This window comes from Bradyrhizobium sp. INPA03-11B (assembly GCF_040446015.1).
GTDB classification, from domain to species: Bacteria; Pseudomonadota; Alphaproteobacteria; order Rhizobiales; family Xanthobacteraceae; genus Bradyrhizobium; species Bradyrhizobium macuxiense_A.
Map to the genome: position 1 here is coordinate 17,876 of NZ_JASGSR010000062.1, position 16,930 is coordinate 34,805.

Sequence of the window (16,930 nt, forward strand, 5' to 3'; positions counted from 1 at the left end):
GTTCGACGATTGAAAAATAACAAAGCAAAGGGAGATGATCATGTCAGGATATTCAACCGCCATCCGCGGAAGCCTGCTGGCGACTGCGCTCGCGCTGTGCCTCGCGGCGCCGGCCTATGCGCAGTCCAAGGATCCGATCAAGATCGGTGTCATCGCCGAGGTGCAGTCGATCGCGGGTGCGGCAACCCCGGGCGGTGCGCAGATCGCGGCCGACGAGATCAACGCCAAGGGCGGCGTGATGGGCCGCAAGATCGAGATCGTCACCTACGACAACAAGAGTTCGTCGGCCGATTCGGTGCGCGCCTTCCAGCGCGCGGTGAGCGAGGACAAGGTTTCCGCCGTGATCGCCAGCTACATCAGCGAGGTCGTGCTGGCGCTGGAGCCGTGGGCGTCCCGGCTGAAGATGCCGCTGATCACCCCCGGCGCCGCCTCGAACGAGATCACTAAGGCGGTTCATAACGACTATGAGAAGAACAAGTACACCTTCCACGGCTACCTGACCTCGGCCGCGCAGGCGCAGTTGGTCTGCGACGCGGCCAAGGAGCTCCTGGTCGACCAGCTCAAGTTCAAGTCGGTGGCGATCATGAGCGAGGACGCGGCCTGGACCAAGCCGCTTGACGTCGGCTATGAGGCCTGCCTGCCGAAGGCCGGCCTGAAGGTGGTCGAGCACATCCGCTTCTCGCCCGACACCACCGACTTCACGCCGATCTTCAACAAGATGGAAGCCGCGAAGCCCGACATGATCGTCACCGGCATCTCCCATGTCGGCGTGCAGCCGACGGTGCAGTGGAAGAACCAGCAGGTGCCGATCCCGATGTTCGGCATCAGCGCGCAGGCGCTGAGCCCGACCTTCTGGGGCGATACCAATGGCGCCGCCGAAGGCGTGCCCTCGCTCGCGGTGGCGACGCCGGATGTTGCGGTGACGCCGAAGACAAAACCGTTCGCGGCCGCCTTCAAGGCCAAGTTCGGCACGCCGCCGGCCTATACCGGCTACACCGCCTATGACGAGGTCTACATCATCGCGGAGGCGATCCAGCGCGCCGGCTCGACCGATCCTGACAAGATGGTCACCGAGCTTGAGAAGACCGACTTCGAGGGCACGATCGGCAAGATCCAGTTCTACGGCAAGAACGACGAGTTCACCCACGGCATCAAGTCCGGCCCGGGCGCCGTCACCGGCCTCGTGTTCCAGTGGCAAAACGGCAAGCAGATCACGGTCTGGCCGAAGGCGATCGCGGAAGGGAAGCTGAAGTTTCCGGATTTCGTGAAGCTGTCGCAGTAAGCCAGAGTCCGAACAGCATCGTCATTGCGAGCGAAGCGAAGCAATCCATTCCTCCATACGGGGATAGATGGATTGCTTCGTCGCTTCGCTCCTCGCAATGACGGTCGTGAAGACCGCCTTACTTCCGCGTCGGCGGCGCAGCCTGGATCGTCGGCGCGGCGGCCGCGAGCAGCGCGGCGCGATCGCCGTTGCGCGGCGGATAGATGCGCTGCCGGTTGATGGTTTGCTTGGTGAGCTTTGCGGCGGCGCCTGTGGTGTGCACCTCGCGGTCCCAGCCGGTGGTGTAGAGCGCGCCCCAGGCGCCGAGATCGAGCACCGTCACATACCAGTCGATATTGAGCGGCAGCAACTTCTCGCCGAATAGATCGGCGACCACATTGTGCCCGGCAAAGCGGCCCATCGGCCGCGCGAACTGGCACGACATCACGGTCGGATGTTCGCCGTCGATCAGGCAGGCGGCAACGTCGCCGGCGGCGAAAACGCCGGGAAGACCTTCGACGCGTATGCAATGATCCACCACGAGGCGGCCGAGCTTGTCGCGCTCGGCCGGAAGCGTTGCGGCGAGCGGGCTGGCGCGCATCCCGCCGCACCACACCACGGTCGCGGCCGGAATGATTTCGCCCGAGCTTAACGTGATGCTGTCGGCGCCGACGGCGCTGACCCTGACGTTCAGCCGTGTCTCGATGCCGAGTGCGGCCAGCGCCTCGTTGATGACCGGGCGGCCATACGCGCCAAACGTCGCGCCGACCACCCGATTGGGATCGATCAGGATGACGCGATGATCGCCGGTGATGCCGGCGCCTGCGAGCTTGGCCGGCATCTCGGCTGCGACCTCGATCCCGGTGAACCCTGCGCCGACGACCGCAACCGTCGAACGTGCCGGCGACGGCGGCTCTTTGCCGAGTGCCGCCAGATGCGCGTCGAGCCGCATCGCCGCCTGGTACGTGTCGACGTCGAAGCCATGCGCGGTCAGGCCTGGAATGGCGGGGCGAACCAGCTCGCTGCCGGTCGTCAGCACCAGCCGGTCGTAAGTCAACGTCTCCGCGCGAGGGCCCGTCTTGACCACGACCTCGCGCTTGGCCGGATCGATCGCCGTGACGTCAGCCGCCCTGTGCCTGACGCCGACCGGATCGAGCAGGTCCTTGAGCGGCAGCGCGACATCGCCGAGATCGACCTCGTAATTGCGCACCCGGATGTTGTGATAGGCGTTGCGATCGACGACGAGAATCTCCGTGTCAGCCGCCCGCGCGCCGATCTCGTCGCGCTTGCGGGCTGCACCGAGCGCGGCCCACAGTCCGGCAAAGCCGGCGCCCAGTACCAGGATGCGCGCCATCACTCCCTCCGACATTGCGTCGGAGGAAGCTTGCCCGCGCAGGCGAGGTCAAATCAAGTGGGTGAGGGCGTGTGAGGCGCCGTCACGTCCCCGGCCGCGACACCTCGGTCTCCTTGCTGGTGATGAACTCCAGCAGTACCGGCATGCCTTCCTTGGTCTTCTGGATGCCGCGCTTGATCGCGGGGATGATGTCCTCGGGCTTGGTCACCCGCTCGCCATAGCCGCCGAAGGCGCGGGCCATCGCGGCGTAATCGCCGGAGATGTCGGTCGAGCGATATTTCTCGGTCGAGATCGGCATCACCTTCAATTCGATCGCCATCGAGAAATTGTTCAGGAGGATCGACATGATCGGAATCCGCTCGCGCACCGCGGTCTCGAAATCCATCCCCGTGAAGCCGATCGCGGCGTCGCCCCAGACGTTGATGCAGAGCTTGTCGGGCTTTGCAAGTTTAGCGCCCATCGCGAGGCCGAGACCATAGCCGAGCTGCGTGGTCTTGCCCCAGCCGATATAGGACAGCGGCTCGACCGACTTCCAGAACGGCGAGAGCTGGTCGCGCGGGCTGCCGGCGTCGTGGGTGATGATGGTGTTGTGAATGTCGACGGTGTGCTGCAGGTCCCACAGCACGCGGTAGGGATTGAGCGGCGCGTCGTTGTGCGTCAGCTTCGGCATCCACTTGGCGAGCCACTCCTTGTGGGACGCGGCGATCTCTTCGGCAACCGCGCTCGCGTTGCGGTCGGACGTGACGGTCTTGCCGATCTCCTCCAGCAGCGCGTCGAGCACGAGGCCGGCGTCGCCGACCAGCCCGACCTTGGCCTCGACATCCTTGTTGATGTGGTTCGGATCAAGCGTCGAATGGATGATGGTCTTCCCCTTCGGCATCGCGATGCCGAACGAGGTTTCGGTGAAGGAGCAGCCGATGCCGAAGATCACGTCGGCCTCAGTGAGGAATTTCGGCACCGCGCGCGGTACCGCAAGGCCGCCGGAGCCGAGCGACAGCGGATGCGTCTCCGGGAATGACGACTTGCCGCCGAGGCTTGACGTGACGGGGATCGCGAGCCGCTCGGCGAGGCGTTTCAGCTGTGGCCAGGCTTTCGCGTAATGCACGCCCTGGCCGGCATAGATCACCGGGCGCTTGGCGTTGACGAGCAGGGCGGCGGCTTCCTTGATGTGAACGGGATCGGCGCCGTAGCGGGTGCGCAGCACCGGCGTGTAGTTCAGCGGCTCCGGCACCTCCTCGTTCCACATGTCGGCAGGGATCTCGACGATCACAGGCCCGCCGCGGCCGTTCTTCAGCTTGGTAAACGCGCGGCGGAAAATGTTACAGACCTCCGGGGCGAGATTGATCGGCTCCGAGGATTTGGAAAACGCCTTCATCGCCTGGCTGGAATTGAAGTTCGGATCGATGTTGGCGAGCCGCCGCGCATAGCCCATCGGCAGCACCAGCACGGGCACGGATTCGCCATAGCATTGCGCGACGCCGCCCATCGCGTTCTCGGCGCCCGGGCCGTGCTGCATGCAGAATGCGCCGATCTTTTCGCCCGAGGTGACGCGGGAGATCGCGTCCGCCATGTGCACGCCGATGCGCTCCTGGCGCACCATCACGGGGCGGATATCGGCGGCGGCAGCGTATTCGATCAAATGGTTGACCGGGTAGCCCGTGAGGATCTCGATCCCCTCGCGCTTCATGATTTCCGCGATCGCGGTGCCGAGCTTCATGACGGTCACTCCCTTTGGATGCGGCCGGTTCGCTCCGGCCTCGTTGTCGTCCTGTCCGATAAAGGAACAGGATTCCGCTGGCCGGTAAAGCCGAGCTGCGGGCCGGATCAGGTAGTCCAGATATGCGTTTACGCCCAATCGTGGCCGGCTGCCTCGCGGGGCGAGGTCAGGATACAGGCAAAACTGGTACCGAGTTTCTCTGCAACCCTTAAGCGATCGTTCATCCTGTCCTTCAATGGGCCGTCAACCAATGTGGCCTAGTTTTTCTGGAATATTACTACGGCGCGGGAGAAAAAGCCGCGGGCGTCGGACAGGAGCTTTTCATGCGCGCGTTGCTTGCAAGATTTCTGCGTGACGATGTCGGCGCTACGGCGATCGAATACGCCATCATTGCCGGCGGCATCAGCATCGTCATCGTCGCCGGCGTCAAAGGCATCGGCACCAGCGTGAGCGGCCAATTCAGCGCCGTCGGTGCGGCATTCAAGTAGGCGCCGCCGACACGCCGGATTCTTCCGGATCGCGTTCCGGCGAGATTATGAATTCCGCCTCAACCTTATCGCACGGCACCCGGCAGGGCTTCCTGCCGAGCGTTATGGGTGAGTGCCAAATTCCGGGTAGTAGCTTTTCTGCGGTTTATGACCTGAAAACAGGTAGTGCCACGCTTGCCCTTCCAGAATTCAGCAAATTCAATCTCATCTGCCAGGCGGAAGTAATGTTCCCGTCGTTGAGGTGCGTCCATGACGGTAAACAGCTTGTCAGCCTTAGAAAAAGCCCTTGTCGCGGAGCTTCCAGGTTTTTCGGTCTCCGGGAACCTCCTTCTTTTGTCGCCAATAGAAGAAATTTTGCGTGCCGTTTACTTTGAACGCTCGACATTCGATAAGTCGGCTTTCTCGGTGAGCGTGTTTGTTATGCTCCTATGTGTGCCGACGGAACACCTATCTTTCAACTTCGGAAGTCGTGTTCGCCATAGGGGGGAGGAGATCGATGGACGATGTCCATGCCAAATGTAGTAGTGGAGTTGGGCGCCGCCTTGAAGGAGCAAGCGATACCTTTTCTAAAAGAAGTCGATAGTCTGCTTGCGTTTGCGAATACAGCAGCGGCATTTCCTGGAAACCTCCACACGCCGAAGGCCGTTGCGTTCGCCTTGGCACGAGCGGGGCAGGATGGCCGAGCAATCGCCGCTATTGACGAGCTTTTGGCTCAGGCTGATCCGAACATTGCTTGGCAACAAACTATTGCAACACAAGCTAGGATCTTGAAGGCAGATCTCGTCGAGAGGCCGCAGGAAGCCCATCGCCAGCTTGAGGAATGGGAAATCGAGACCATTCGAAAGCTGGGGTTAGAGCAATTTCGATAGCCATTCTAAGAGCATCGCGAATATCGCGGATGACGACGCAGTCCAGCTTCCGCGGATCTGCTCGCCGCCAATTGCGCTGCTGCCGGAGTCGACGTGTGGGCCTAGTGCCTGATGCCGAACCACGTTCACCTCATCCTGGCGCCCTCCGATAGCGCCGGGCGCAGGCGCGCGCGCATCGAACCTATGCCAGAAACATCTAAGGGAGACGCGAGCGCATCGGGTCACTTCTGGCAGGGCCGGTTCGGGGCCGTCGCCATGCACGAACGACATCTCGCAGCGGCGCTGCGCTACGTGTCGCTGAATCCGGTGCGGGCGCGTCTGGTGGCGAGGGCGCAGGATTGGCGCTGGTCGAGCGTGCGAGCAAATCTGTGCGGCTAGGACGACGGCGTGACGGCGTTGGTGCGGGTGCGTGCGATCGATTTCTGGATTTCGTCGATCTGCTCGCATGCGAACCCGAGGCCGCAACCAATCTGAGCGGGGCACCTTCCAGGCGGTGAGCACGTCGTTGAAAAATACACGGTAGGTTCTAGCGATGTCCACCGTCTCCATTCAGTGCGCGAAGCATCGCGATGAGCGCGAACATCAGCCAACCCCGCCGGTTTCTCCAACCTTGATAAGATGCTCAACCGCGATCTGCCAGCGCGCCTCCGCTGGGGTGTTCTCCGATAGCTCATGATGAAGCCGGTGGCTTGCTGTCGTGTCACCAGCGTGCCGCTGCGACGCCTGACGATAGGTTCGTCAAACGGCGTCGACCAGGGCATATCGGCTCGGGATCACCCGACGATCGCGGCGTTACGCCCTCAACCCGCCTTCTTGCGCGCCGCGGTGCCTTGCGCGCGCGTTGCCTTCTCGGCCTTCTTCGGCTCGGGCTTGACGGCTTCCTTGGGCTCGCGCTTGCCGCTGCCCGAGATCGGCAGCAGCATCTCGCGCTGGCCTTCGATACGCTTCTTCGGCTTCTTGCCCTTCGCTGCCTTTGCTTCAGCCTTGGCGGGAGCGGCCTGCTTCTCGTTGGCGAGGCTCTTCTTCAGCGCGTCCATCAGGTTGATGACGTTGCCGCTGGCCTTCGCTGCGGGCTTGGCGATCTTGATGCCGTTGCGCTTCTGGTTGATCAGGTCGATCAGCGCCTGCTCGTAGCGGTCCTCGAACTCCTCCGGATCGAACTCGGCGGACTTCTGCTCGACGATGTGCTTGGCGAGATCGAGCATGTCCTTGGTGATCTTCACATCCTGGATGTCGTCGAAATATTCCTTCTCGCTGCGCACCTCGTAGGGGTAGCGCAACAGCGTGCCCATCAGCCCGTTGTCGAGCGGCTCGAGCGCGATGATGTGTTCGCGGTTGGTCAGCACGACGCGGCCGATCGCGACCTTGTCCATGCTGCGGATGGTCTCGCGGATCACCGCGAAGGCGTCGTGGCCGACCTTGCCGTCGGGCACGAGATAATAGGGGCGGATCAGATAGCGGCTGTCGATCTCGCTGCGCGGCACGAATTCGTCGATCTCGATGGTGCGGGTCGAATCCAGCGCGATGTCGTCGAGCTCTTCCTTGGTGACCTCGATATAGGTGTCGGTGTCGACCTTGTAGCCCTTCATGATGTCGTCGGTTGAGACTTCCTCGCCGGTCTCCGCGTCGACCTTGGCGTATTTGATGCGATGGCCGGTCTTGCGGTTGATCTGGTTGAAGGAGACCTTCTCGGTATCCGACGTCGCCGGGTACAGGGCAACCGGGCAAGTCACGAGCGAAAGGCGCAAAAAGCCCTTCCAGTTGGCGCGAGGGGCCATAGGGAAACTCCGATTACGCAACCGACGGAACGGTCAAGGATAACACCGGGAACCCCAGTTTGAAACAACACGGCCCCGTGAATCTTGCAACGGCGTTAACCGTGGCTTCAGCCTGCGCCGGTTTGACGCGGTGGCCGCAACGGCTGCCGGACCGCCGCCAAGCGGTTCGGAACATCACTCCGGATCCCGCGTTGGCCCTTCGGAGGGGAGCGGCAATCGCCGATATTACAGGCGCTTAAGCAAAGAGGTCGCGATGCCCAGGGAACGACACGGTCAGATCATCGAAACCCCGACCGAGGCGCGCCAGGCCGAGCCGGGGCCTTCGGTTCTCGCGCTGCTGACGGCCTCGACCGGGCTCGCCGTGCTGATCCTCGGCATCATCTGGTTTGCCTTCTTCCGGGTGTAGGTGCTGCTGACGATCGCCTCCCGCGTGCAAGGTCTTCATTGCAGTTGGAGAAGGGTGCCATGCGTGTGCGCGGATGCGTGCGGCCGATCACGTTCGCTTCCGCGTCGGCCGCTTGAGCATGTGGATGCGTGGCACCTGTCAGGCTGCGCGACCGTCTTGACGCGCCACGCGCGTCCGCAACGCACATCGCAACATGCGAGCGCAAATTCCGGCGCGCGGGCTGCTGCAATCGCCGGAGACCATCTCGCGCAGAAAATTGAGCAAGGATTTTTTTAGCGAAGGGCCCGCGCCTTCACGAGATTTTGCACTGAGGAGATCTGTGATGCACGCTGCGGTGACGCGTCACGAGATCATCGAAATTGGCTGCTAGCTGATTTGAATCAGATGCGTCTTGAGCTTGAGATGTTCTATCCGCAAGAAGAAAAAAACTCGTTGTTGGCTCGCTTCAAGGAGAAAAGCGTTTCAGGCGTCTTCGTCGGGCTGACGGTGCTGGCGATGGCGGGATGGATCTATCTCCTCAGCTCGATGTTCCTGAAATTCATGCTGTGGTGGTTCTCCTGAGACGTTGATCTCTCGAGGACAACCGGTGTTGGCGCCTGACCATAGTTGCGCCGTTCGATTGCACAAAAATTCCAGCGGCTGAACATTCTTTCGGCGCGCCCAATCATGATGTCGTCACAACTTCGAATGTTAATAACATCGGGGCTAACGTGGACGATTGTTATGCTTTCTCCGGTACTCATTCTCGCCGCGGCGTTCGTCGCCGGCTTCCTCTCCGGCTTCGCCGCCCGCTCGTGGCGGTCGCACAAGCGCCGCGCGCAATATCGGATCTATGCGCCCTATGTGGCGCCGCCGGCCGCTCGATCGTCGAGGCGGGAACAGCCGGTCTCCGCGTTCGGCCACCTGCGCCGCGCGTTCTAGCGGGGCTAACTCCACAGAGGTAGCGCGACGGTGTGGTGAGTTGGGGTTGGCGGGCGATATGCAATCGGTCATCGTGTCTTCGTTGCGGCAGCCGGGTTGGGTTCGCGTGCCGGCCTTGTCTCGCCGTCGGCCTGCGCGGATCGCGAGGGAACTTGCACAGCATGAGTGATCTCAGAGGACATTCGCCGAGGCGGTATGTCGTCGACGTCAGTGGCCGGCGGGTGCTGGTCGGTCTCACGCTTGAAGAGACGTCGGAGTTCGAGGGATTGGACACCTCCCTGCCGGTGCTGGATGAAGAAGGCCGGGACCGGGATGCCCGAGACCGGGAAGCCCAAGGCCGGGAAGCCTCGGGCGCCGCGCCGATGCCGTCGGCCGTCGAGGGACGGTGGCTCGAGCTCTATCACAAGCACGACAAGGCCTGGATCAAGTGGAAGGCCGACCTGAGGGCCGGGCAAGAGCGCGATTCACCCTTTTTTAACTAAGACCGGGCGATTTTCGAGCGATACTGCCTGAATGGCCCGAACCGGATACTGACAGATGTTTCAGCTGTTTTTGCGGGCTCGCGCGCATGACCTGGTCCGGTCGCGGCGTGGCGAGGAAGGTTTCAAGGCACGCTCGGCCGAGCGCGATGCCGAGACCGATCGCGCCCGGATCGGATCGATCATGGCCGCGATCGAGGCCGCGTTGCAGGCGGCCGAAAGCGAGCAATCCGGCCTTGGCCGCCGCGTCGACGATGTTCTGGCCCGCGCCGCGGTAACACTGGGCAACGGCACCGACGAATATCTGGAACGCGAGGCGCTTGACAATTATCATCAAGACCTGTTTGACGCCGAGATCTCCAATGGCCAGCGTCGGCTGAAGGAACTGGCGACCGAGATTGCGCACTTCAAGTTCATGAAGGCCGCGGTACTGAGCCGCTTTCCGGACTACAAACCTGCGGCCGCCAGCATCTGACGCGCCCCGCGGCCGGAACGCGAAGGCAGAAGCTGCGGCCCGCGCCTGACGGCGTGTGCGGCCTGGTCCGGCGCAAGGCGAAAGGCACAGGCGGAACGTGGTGATCGCAGGCAATCTACTCGTCACGGGCTGCGCCGGCTTCATCGGCTTTCATCTGGCGGAGCATTTGCTGCGGGCGGGGCAGCCAGTCATCGGCATCGACAACCTGAACCAGTATTACGACCCGGCGCTCAAGCGCGCGCGGCTCGATCTGCTCAAGCAGCACCGGGGTTTCACCTTCCTCGAGCTCGATCTGGCCGACCGCGCCGGGATGAAGGCGCTGTTCGAGCGCTATCGCTTCGAGGTCGTGGTGCATCTCGCGGCCCAGGCCGGCGTGCGCTACTCGCTGCAGAACCCGCATGCCTATGTGGATTCCAACCTGGAGGGCTTCCTCAACATCCTCGAGGGTTGCCGGCACACTGCGTGCAAGCATCTGATGTTTGCGTCCTCATCGTCGGTCTACGGCGCCAATACCAAGCTGCCGTTCTCGATCCACGACAATGTCGATCATCCGGTCAGCCTGTATGCCGCGACGAAAAAGGCCAACGAACTGTTCGCCCATTCCTATAGCCCCCTCTATCGCATCCCGACGACAGGACTGAGGTTCTTCACCGTATACGGGACCTGGTATCGGCCCGACATGGCGCTTTATGCGTTCGCGGACGCGATCACCAAGGGGAAGCCGATCCAGCTGTTCAACAACGGCAACATGCGGCGCGACTTCACCTATGTCGATGACGTGGTCGAGATGGTGCGGCTGATCGGCCGCGCGCCCGAGGGCGACGTCAACTGGTCAGGAGCGCATCCCGATCCGGGGTCGAGTAAGGCGCCGTGGCGCGTCTACAATATCGGTAACAGCAGGCCCGAAGAACTGATGCACGTGGTGGCGTTGCTCGAGCAGGGCTTCGGCCGCCAGGCCGAAAAGCAGTTGCTGCCGATGCAACCTGGGGATGTCCTTGAGACATCGGCCGATGTATCCGATCTGGAGCGCGACATCGGATTCCGGCCGCAGACGCGGATCGAGGACGGCATTGCCAGATTTGTCGACTGGTATCAGGCTTATCACCACGTCGATCGGAAATAATGCGCTCCTCGTAGATCCAGGCTCGAGAAAAACTTGCGCGGCGTGGAACGGAGTGTGGCAATGAGAGTTATCAACGGTTTTGCCGTTGCTTCAGCCGTGATCATGTCAGGCGCAATCGCTCCCGCGCACGCGATCGACGTCCAGGTCGCGCGCGCCTGCGATGCTCTGGTCGCGCGGGCATTTCCGCCGCGACAAGCCGGCAATCCCGCTTCCGGCAGCGCGAGGGGCGGCGCGAAGGATCAGCGCGACTATTTCAACAAGTGCGTCGCCAATGGCGGCAAAATGGACGACGACACGCCTCCCAAATCGAAATAGCGCGGGATCACGACGCGCATCGCCAATTAGCGATGCTTATGGCGATTGATGGCACGAACGGCCGTTCGCTGCGATGATCGTGCCGAGCGCATTTGAGACGAAGCGCGAAGCGGTTTGCTCCTTCTACTGAAGCCGAAACGCGTCGGCGTCATCCACTTTGAATTGGAATAGCATTGTCGTGTTTGGCCGAGGTCGAAGCGAATTTCTTGCACGATCGAGCGTGAAGCGTTGAATCTTTCCATCTCGTCGTCAGGGCCGATCAGAGCGCCGATGTCCGCGGCGCCTCGATGTTAGTAACGGTTCGAAACATTTTGCGATCGGCGCAGATGGCGGCGTCAGTCGCTGCATCTATGCCGCTCGGTCCAACCTGTTATGCGCTGCGCGAATCCGATTAGTCGAGCGCAGCAGATTTAGTGTGTGCATGTCGTCGTTGGTGGAATATCTGGTTCGAGCGCGGAACATCGCTTGAAGCCGCCGGCCTTTGACGCGGCGACATTATGATAGCCCGCAGGTGTTCCGCCGGTTTCACTCGCGACTGCTGCGATCAATGATCGTCAAATGATTTCATGCTCTTGGTCGCGCCCCGCGGTCGGCGTCAGCTGCGCTGTTTGGCCGCGTGTCGCATCGCCGCCGCCGACATCCCATCGCAGCGACACAATACGGCCATCGATTAAACCTTTCGCGATCAGGTTGTGGAACCAAATTGGAAAAATTTCGGTCAGTGTAACGTTGGTCGCAAACCTGCCCCATTAACCGCATTCCATGTGCGCCATCTAACTCTGTCATCGAAACTTCAATCACATCGCTCATACCCTTAACCGCAGAGCGAGGGCGCGCCATGAAGCAGCACAAGATCCAACATTTGCATCAGCCGATCGAAGAGGCGTTGCTCGCGACCAACCAATCGCTGCGCAACGAGGTCGTTGCGCTGATGTTGGATATCGCTGAGCTGCGTGAAATTCACGAGCGCCCGGTTGCGTCGCGTTCGTTCGGTGTATCGCGTGAGCAGGTCACCCCGCGCGCTGCGCTGCGCCGGGTTCATCGCTGACGTTCGTCCGCGAATTTCTCACCGCGCAATTGCCACCACCACTTTCGCGCCGGCCCGGCGAGGGTGGTGGCTTGCCCATGCTCGCGGATAGCTCAATTTAAGATTGAGGTATGGATCGGGCCGCCTGTCGGCTTCCGCGACACGTCTGCGTTGAGGTTCGTGTCTGGGTCAGTGCTCTTGCCGCACCGGTTTGTGCGCCACGACATCGGACAGGCTCTCGCGCAGGATCCAGGTCTGCAGGACCAGTTCGACGGCGGTATGCCGCAGCTCGGAATTCTCCGCGACGAGCCGTTCCAGGGCGTCGGTCGCCTCGCTCGACGCGGATTGCTTCCCCTCGAAGACCTTGAGACGCGCCATAGTGTCGATCCTCGTAAAAAGTGTTGATCAGGGGCTGGCCCTGACAAGCGTCAGCACAGAATAGTTCGCAGATGATCCGGCGGTCGTGGTTCCGCCTGATGGCCTCGGGTGGCAAAGCGCTTAATTGATAATTCGCGGATCGAGCTATGAGTGTTAGGCCTCGTGAAAATAATCCTCAAATATGTTGAAACTCTCATGACGCCTAACGTCTTAGTAACTACCGCTGCGCGAGCGCGCCCGCAAGCTGCCGGACGCGAAGGTTGCGGGATTAATTTGTTAGAATTTTGTGAAACTCTCGCTCGGCCGGCGGCGTAACTATCGCGGAGAGGCATGGTGCGCTCACAATCTGTCGACGGACGGATTGGATGTTCTCATTTGCTTCTCATTCGGGAATGCAAACGGTGCGCCAGTTATCCAGATCAAATTCTCATACACAGAAAGTCGTATAACTTTTCCTGTGAGGTCGGTCCGGCGCGAGAATATTGCTCATTATATTTCGGTAAATACCTTGCAGCTTCGGCATTTCTTCGCAAAATGCAGCGTTACCGACGGCAAGTTCGAGGCTCCCGAAAGACCCCCGGGAAATCCTCAATTTGAATTTCCTGTTGCATTTACATAGCTTATAGGCCATGCGATGATTGCTAATCTAGGGGGCAATGAGATGACCAATGAGGCGTCATTCAACTGACGAGATCAGTTCCAAGGTCAAACAGGCCGAGGAACTCATGGCGCGGGGGCAGTCACAAGCCCAAGCGTGCAAGGTGCTGGGCGTTAGCGTGATGACATTTCACCGCTGGCGTAAGCAAGAGGCCGCACGCGGCCACCCGGCGAATGGTACTGTAACCGAACTCGCCGCTCGCACCGATGATCGAGATGGGATCCCCCACGTCCATAACCGTATTGACGAATTGCGGCTGGAAAATGAACGGCTGCGCCGGATCGTGACCGATCTGCTGCTCGAGAAAATGAAGATCGAGGAGAAGCTTGCGCTCAGGTCCGGCGGCGGGAGCGGTTTATCCCGCCGTGGTGAAGTCCAGAGCTGACGAAAGCCGATCCGTTAATGGATACGTGAAGGCCTGGGCGCCAGCAGCAGCTGGTCGCTCAGATGCGCCTTCTCTGATCGTGCGCGCAGCTCCTCGAGGATTGGACGCAGCCTCGCCTCGGCAAGATCCAGACCTTTGACGATGTCCTGATTCGGCATTTCGGCCGGAAAACGGGCCGATCGCAGCTTTGTTTCGACCGCCTTGACCAGTACCTCGACGTCGTCGCGGTGCTGGCCTGCGACGAGCTCGGCGCCCATCAGGCGGATCAAGTGGAGGAGGGCCACCAGCGCGGCCTCGGTTTCGCCAGCCGATGAACTCGATGAACTCATGGATGCTCTCTGCCTGATATTGCCGGCAGGTCTTGCGAGCTCACGACCTGCCTGATATGAAACATAAGAATTGTTAACACGAATGTTAATTCCCGATGACCGACCTTTCGGACGCTCGATTAGCGAAGGTGCCGGTTAACTTCGGTGCCTTCTCGTTCGCGTTTGCCTCTCTCGAAGCGTTTGCCATCGCCTTCGAGATGATCATCGTCGTGCTCTCCAGCATCATCGGCGGCGCGGCCTATCATCTGTTCTACTACCACACGGTTTATAGCAACAGCTTCGAGGGTTTTCTAGGGATCGGGGTCCTCGCCGCCATCCTTCACATGTTCGTGGCGAAGTCGCAGGGCCTCTACAATGCGCAGGTGCTGGCCGGCCTCGACCGGCGCTGGAGCAGCCTGCTCGGCGGATGGCTGCTGGTCGTCCTGCTGATGACCCTGATCATCTTCCTCCTGAAGGTCGGCTCCGGCGTCTCGCGCGGATCGGTGATCTCATTTGGCCTGATCGGTGGCCTCGGGCTGGTGGCCGGGCGGATGCTGCTGCAGGCGCCGCTGCAACGCGCGATCGATCGCGGCATGCTGGCGACCCGCCGCGCGGTCGTGGTCGGGATGGCGGACGAATTGTCCCGGGTGCGGCAATCGAGCCTGCTGCGCGATTTCGGCCTCAGCGAGGTGCGGCGGATCCAGCTGTCCGGCCAGTCCGACGACGAAGGCGATCGCGCGGCCGTCGCGTCGGCCATTCGTGCGGCACGGGAGTGCGGCGCCGACGAGATCATCCTGGCCATGCCCTGGCAGCAGGAGCCGCGCATTCAGTTCGTCTGTGATCAGCTGCGGGCGTCGCCGCTGCCGGTGCGGCTGCTGCCGGATCGGACCGCGGAGCGATTCCTCGCGCTGCGGATGGTGGCGAGCGGCCCGATACCGACGCTGGAGATGCAGCGCTCGCCGCTCACCTCGGTTGAGCGTGCGGGCAAGCGGCTGTTCGACATCGTGGCGTCGAGCGGCCTGCTGGTGCTGTTCGCGCCGCTCCTGCTCGGAACGGCGATTGCGATCAAGCTCGATTCCAGGGGCCCGGTCCTGTTCCGGCAGCGCCGCAACGGGTTCGACGGCAAGCAATTCACCATCCTCAAATTCCGCTCGATGCATGTGCTCGAGGATGGCGACGTCATCGTGCAGGCTCGTCCGAACGATTCACGGCTGACCGGGATCGGCGCAACGCTGCGCCGCCGCAGCATCGACGAACTGCCGCAGCTGGTGAACGTGCTGCGCGGCGACATGTCGCTGGTCGGGCCACGGCCGCACGCGCTGGCCCATGACGACAAATATTCGAAACTGATCGCGAGCTACGCGCAGCGTCAGCACGTCAAGCCGGGCATCACCGGTCTCGCCCAGGTGCAGGGATTGCGCGGTGCGACGCCCGCGATCGAGGACATGCAGCTGCGCGTCGCGCACGACCTGATCTACATCAAGAGCTGGAGCTTCGTGCTCGACCTGCGCATCCTGCTGCGCACGGTCGGCGCCGTGCTGCGGCACAAGGGTGTCTGACGGCCGGACGTCGTAACGGCTTGGCATCCGACGGCCGACCGCGTGCCGACGCGCCTTACTCCGGAAGGCTCTGGTTGGCGTCCTTGAATTCCGCCTCGATGATGCGCCGGTTGGCGTCCGTCGCCACACGATAGGCTTGGCCGATCGCGCCCTTCAGCTCAGGCGCGCGGGTCAGGATCAGGCGGATCTGCCGCTGCAGCAGATCGACCAGCTCCACATCGCGCGTGGTATCGACCTGCGCCAGCAGGATCAGGCGCGGCGCGATCAGGTCGCTGCGGTTGAAGCCGGTGTAGTAGGACATCTTCAACGCCTTCGATGCGGTCGGGTTCAGCCAGTCGAACCGCCCGGTCGCCGAAGCGAGGCCGAACCAGCCGCCGGCGTCCATCGGCGAGAGCCGGAGCGCGCGCGTGAAGGCGGCTTCGGCCGTCTCGGGCGAGGCCTGCAATTCGCTCCAGCCGTCACGCAGCCACAGCTCGCTTCTGACCACGCCGAGGCCGGCCGCGAGCGAAGGCTTGAAGCGCAATGCGTCGGCCGCGAGCCACCAGGCCGACAACGCCAGCGTTGCGGCACCGATCGCGGCTGCGGCCGGCGCGAAGGCCGGCGACAGCTGCCGCGCGTATCGCCGGACCGTGTCAGCGATCGTGCTAGCCATGGCGTGCAGCCCGGTTGCCGGTCATCAGCAGGGTTCGCCGCGCGCCCTCCAGCTTGACGCAGGTCAGGCGGCCGGTCGCATAGGCGCCGGTGTCGACATTGATGCGATTGCGCAGCAGTTCGGCTTCTTGCACCGGCGTGTGGCCGTGGACCACGACCTTGCCGAAATCATCCTCCGACATCAGGAAGTCGTCGCGGATCCAGAGCAGGTCTTCCTTGCGCTGCTGGTTGAGCGCGACGCCGGGCCTGACGCCCGCATGCACGAAGAAGTAGCGGCTGTGCACGTAACAGATCGGCAGCGAGCGCAGGAAGGCAAGATGGGCCGGCGGCATCTGGCGAACCAGTTGCCGGGCGAGCGCCCTGCGTTCCTCCGCGTCGGGATTGGGCGAGGGTGTCAGTCCATAGGACATCAGCGTTTGCAGGCCGCCAAACTGGCGCCACTGCGCGAGCATGTCGGGATTGACGAGAAACTCCAGCAGGCAGGCCTCGTGATTGCCGAGCAGGCAGACCATGCTTCGGGTGCGGCGGCGCTGATCGAGCATCGCGATCACGTCGCGTGAGTCCGGTCCGCGATCGATGTAGTCGCCGAGGAACACCTGGATCGGCCGCGCCGGCTGGAATTGACGGATATCGGCATCGATGCGCGCGCAAATCTCTTGCAACAGATCGGCGTGGCCGTGGATGTCGCCGACGGCATAAATGCAGGTCTCGTCGCCCTCGTCATGTTCGAGGTCGCCGGTCTGGCCGACAATACGCCGGAGGAGGCTGCGCATCTGCC

Annotated in this window: 21 protein-coding genes; 14 read left to right on the top strand and 7 right to left on the bottom strand. The window is 62.2% G+C overall.

The window, feature by feature from the left end; genetic code table 11:
- Positions 1–40 precede the first annotated feature (40 nt).
- Positions 41–1,282, top strand: a complete 1,242-nt coding sequence (locus QMZ05_RS24315) for an ABC transporter substrate-binding protein (protein ID WP_353703038.1) — start codon at positions 41–43, stop codon at positions 1,280–1,282.
- Positions 1,283–1,400: 118 nt separating this feature from the next.
- Here the strand turns inward: QMZ05_RS24315 and QMZ05_RS24320 are convergent, their stop codons facing one another.
- Complete coding sequence (locus QMZ05_RS24320) at positions 1,401–2,615, bottom strand: FAD-dependent oxidoreductase (RefSeq protein WP_353703039.1); 1,215 nt, start codon at positions 2,613–2,615, stop codon at positions 1,401–1,403.
- An 82-nt stretch (positions 2,616–2,697) separates the two neighbouring features.
- Positions 2,698–4,332: a thiamine pyrophosphate-requiring protein gene (locus QMZ05_RS24325; protein ID WP_353703040.1), complete on the bottom strand. Its 1,635-nt coding sequence runs from the start codon at positions 4,330–4,332 to the stop codon at positions 2,698–2,700.
- Between the two features lie 323 nt (positions 4,333–4,655).
- Between QMZ05_RS24325 and QMZ05_RS24330 the strand changes: the two genes are divergently transcribed.
- From QMZ05_RS24330 to QMZ05_RS24340, 3 genes are all read left to right on the top strand, one after another.
- On the top strand, positions 4,656–4,820 hold the full coding sequence (locus tag QMZ05_RS24330) for a Flp family type IVb pilin (protein ID WP_050424338.1): 165 nt from the start codon (positions 4,656–4,658) through the stop codon (positions 4,818–4,820).
- Between the two features lie 503 nt (positions 4,821–5,323).
- Entirely contained in the window at positions 5,324–5,689 is a 366-nt protein-coding gene (locus tag QMZ05_RS24335) for a hypothetical protein (RefSeq protein WP_353703041.1), read from the top strand.
- Positions 5,690–5,944: 255 nt separating this feature from the next.
- The gene (locus QMZ05_RS24340) at positions 5,945–6,067 is read left to right on the top strand and encodes a hypothetical protein (RefSeq protein WP_353703042.1); all 123 of its coding nucleotides are present in this window, start codon (positions 5,945–5,947) and stop codon (positions 6,065–6,067) included.
- 422 nt (positions 6,068–6,489) lie between these two features.
- On the opposite strand, the gene QMZ05_RS24345 is transcribed toward QMZ05_RS24340, so the two are convergent.
- Entirely contained in the window at positions 6,490–7,467 is a 978-nt protein-coding gene (locus QMZ05_RS24345; protein ID WP_194455389.1) for a Ku protein, read from the bottom strand.
- A 253-nt stretch (positions 7,468–7,720) separates the two neighbouring features.
- Between QMZ05_RS24345 and QMZ05_RS24350 the strand changes: the two genes are divergently transcribed.
- The 8 genes from QMZ05_RS24350 to QMZ05_RS24385 all read left to right on the top strand — a co-directional run bounded on the left by QMZ05_RS24350 (position 7,721) and on the right by QMZ05_RS24385 (position 12,234).
- Entirely contained in the window at positions 7,721–7,873 is a 153-nt protein-coding gene (locus QMZ05_RS24350) for a hypothetical protein (RefSeq protein WP_167351887.1), read from the top strand.
- Positions 7,874–8,275: 402 nt separating this feature from the next.
- Positions 8,276–8,434, top strand: coding sequence for a hypothetical protein (locus tag QMZ05_RS24355; RefSeq protein ID WP_167351886.1), 159 nt, complete (start codon positions 8,276–8,278; stop codon positions 8,432–8,434).
- A 162-nt stretch (positions 8,435–8,596) separates the two neighbouring features.
- Entirely contained in the window at positions 8,597–8,794 is a 198-nt protein-coding gene (locus QMZ05_RS24360; protein WP_353703043.1) for a hypothetical protein, read from the top strand.
- Between the two features lie 161 nt (positions 8,795–8,955).
- Positions 8,956–9,276 carry a hypothetical protein gene (locus QMZ05_RS24365; protein ID WP_353703044.1) on the top strand — a complete coding sequence of 107 codons (321 nt, stop codon included), beginning with the start codon at positions 8,956–8,958 and terminating at the stop codon, positions 9,274–9,276.
- A 55-nt stretch (positions 9,277–9,331) separates the two neighbouring features.
- The gene (locus QMZ05_RS24370) at positions 9,332–9,748 is read left to right on the top strand and encodes a hypothetical protein (protein WP_353703045.1); all 417 of its coding nucleotides are present in this window, start codon (positions 9,332–9,334) and stop codon (positions 9,746–9,748) included.
- Between the two features lie 103 nt (positions 9,749–9,851).
- Complete coding sequence (locus QMZ05_RS24375) at positions 9,852–10,871, top strand: NAD-dependent epimerase (RefSeq protein ID WP_353703065.1); 1,020 nt, start codon at positions 9,852–9,854, stop codon at positions 10,869–10,871.
- Between the two features lie 60 nt (positions 10,872–10,931).
- Positions 10,932–11,186 (top strand): hypothetical protein, encoded by a 255-nt coding sequence (locus tag QMZ05_RS24380; RefSeq protein WP_353703046.1) that lies wholly within the window; start codon positions 10,932–10,934, stop codon positions 11,184–11,186.
- 838 nt (positions 11,187–12,024) lie between these two features.
- Positions 12,025–12,234 carry a hypothetical protein gene (locus tag QMZ05_RS24385; RefSeq protein WP_353703047.1) on the top strand — a complete coding sequence of 70 codons (210 nt, stop codon included), beginning with the start codon at positions 12,025–12,027 and terminating at the stop codon, positions 12,232–12,234.
- A gap of 168 nt (positions 12,235–12,402) precedes the next feature.
- On the opposite strand, the gene QMZ05_RS24390 is transcribed toward QMZ05_RS24385, so the two are convergent.
- Positions 12,403–12,591 (bottom strand): hypothetical protein, encoded by a 189-nt coding sequence (locus QMZ05_RS24390; RefSeq protein ID WP_353703048.1) that lies wholly within the window; start codon positions 12,589–12,591, stop codon positions 12,403–12,405.
- 668 nt (positions 12,592–13,259) lie between these two features.
- Here QMZ05_RS24390 and QMZ05_RS24395 point away from each other — a divergent pair.
- Entirely contained in the window at positions 13,260–13,634 is a 375-nt protein-coding gene (locus QMZ05_RS24395) for a helix-turn-helix domain-containing protein (RefSeq protein ID WP_353703049.1), read from the top strand.
- A 14-nt stretch (positions 13,635–13,648) separates the two neighbouring features.
- Here QMZ05_RS24395 and QMZ05_RS24400 read toward each other — a convergent pair whose 3' ends face one another.
- Positions 13,649–13,963, bottom strand: coding sequence for a hypothetical protein (locus QMZ05_RS24400; protein ID WP_353703050.1), 315 nt, complete (start codon positions 13,961–13,963; stop codon positions 13,649–13,651).
- Positions 13,964–14,058: 95 nt separating this feature from the next.
- Here QMZ05_RS24400 and QMZ05_RS24405 point away from each other — a divergent pair, with 95 nt between their 5' ends.
- Positions 14,059–15,501: an undecaprenyl-phosphate glucose phosphotransferase gene (locus tag QMZ05_RS24405; protein WP_353703051.1), complete on the top strand. Its 1,443-nt coding sequence runs from the start codon at positions 14,059–14,061 to the stop codon at positions 15,499–15,501.
- 55 nt (positions 15,502–15,556) lie between these two features.
- On the opposite strand, the gene QMZ05_RS24410 is transcribed toward QMZ05_RS24405, so the two are convergent.
- Entirely contained in the window at positions 15,557–16,153 is a 597-nt protein-coding gene (locus QMZ05_RS24410; protein ID WP_353703052.1) for a hypothetical protein, read from the bottom strand.
- Positions 16,146–16,925, bottom strand: coding sequence for a metallophosphoesterase family protein (locus QMZ05_RS24415; protein ID WP_353703053.1), 780 nt, complete (start codon positions 16,923–16,925; stop codon positions 16,146–16,148). Before QMZ05_RS24415 ends, QMZ05_RS24410 begins: the two co-directional genes overlap by 8 nt.
- Positions 16,926–16,930 lie beyond the last annotated feature (5 nt).